We start from the raw sequence: 1075 nt of genomic DNA on the forward strand, positions 1-1075 counted from the left end.
ACGAGGGTGCGGCCCTCGCTGGACGCGCTGCAGGTCGAGTCGCTGCGCCGGTACGCGGAGACGAGGGGCCAGCCCTCGGGCAACGAAGGCCGCTATCTCTGACGCTCGTCAACGAGCGGCAAACCCACTGTCAACGGGGACTTTCAGTGGATTCGGCTGTTTCGACATGCTCAGCGCGAAGCATGGCAATCACAGAGCCACCGATCGAGCGCGGGTATGTTCGGGCACGTGCGGCGGATGGGTGATGCGTTCGACGCGATCACGGCCTTCTTCGGCGCCGCGGTCGCGGGTGTGACGCTGTTCCTGCCGGTCACCTTCTCCTCGATCCGGGAGAGCACGCCCTATCAGCTCAGCAACCTCTGGGACAGCGTGCCGCGCGGCGCGGCCATCGGCGTCGTCGTCGCGGTCGCGGTCGCGGTGCCGATCGGCACGGCCTTCCGCCCGGCGACCGCCTGGCTGGTGGCGCTGGTCGGCAGTGTCGCGCAGATGATCAATCACATTGCGGGCAGCCATGTTTCGTCCGCCGACATGTTGACCACGCAGAACTACATCGACGCGGTGTGCGCCGGGGTCGTGCTGGGCGGGCTCGGCGTCGCCGCGCTGCGCGAGCCGGCGCTCGCCGCGGGGTTCGCGCTCGGCGGCGTGGGGTTCTTCGTGTTCGGCGACCTCAACGACCTGCTCGACATCGACGACGACCCGTTCGACGTACTCGGCTCGCCCCCGAGCTGGCTGATCGGCCTGGTGGTCGTGCTGTTGCTGCTCAGCGCTCTGCGCAACCACGCGGGGACCGGCGAGCCCGAGCCCGCGCGGATGACCATCGAGCTGCCGGTCGCGCCGATCCTGGCGGCGGTGGTGCTCGCCGTGGTGGTCCTGGTCGCCACCGAGTGGCTGCAACGACGGTTCACCAGCGCGCCGGCGTCGGGCCACGGGGTCCATATCGGGATCGCCGTCGCCGCCGTCGTGGTCGCGACGACCGCGGCGGCCATGCTGCTGCCCGGCCGCGACGGGTACGGGGTGCTGCTCGCGTTGGGATTGACCTCGGTGGCCGACTCTTTCGGCTACGCCCCCGCCCGGC

The 1075-nt window shown here is 70.4% G+C and carries 1 pseudogene; it reads left to right on the top strand.

Annotated elements, in window-relative coordinates:
• Positions 1-237 precede the first annotated feature (237 nt).
• Positions 238-1075, top strand: a pseudogene (locus tag ON39_RS33940) (hypothetical protein); the annotation flags it as partial.

Source organism: Nocardia tenerifensis NBRC 101015 (assembly GCF_000308715.1).
Taxonomy (GTDB): Bacteria; Actinomycetota; Actinomycetes; order Mycobacteriales; family Mycobacteriaceae; genus Nocardia; species Nocardia tenerifensis.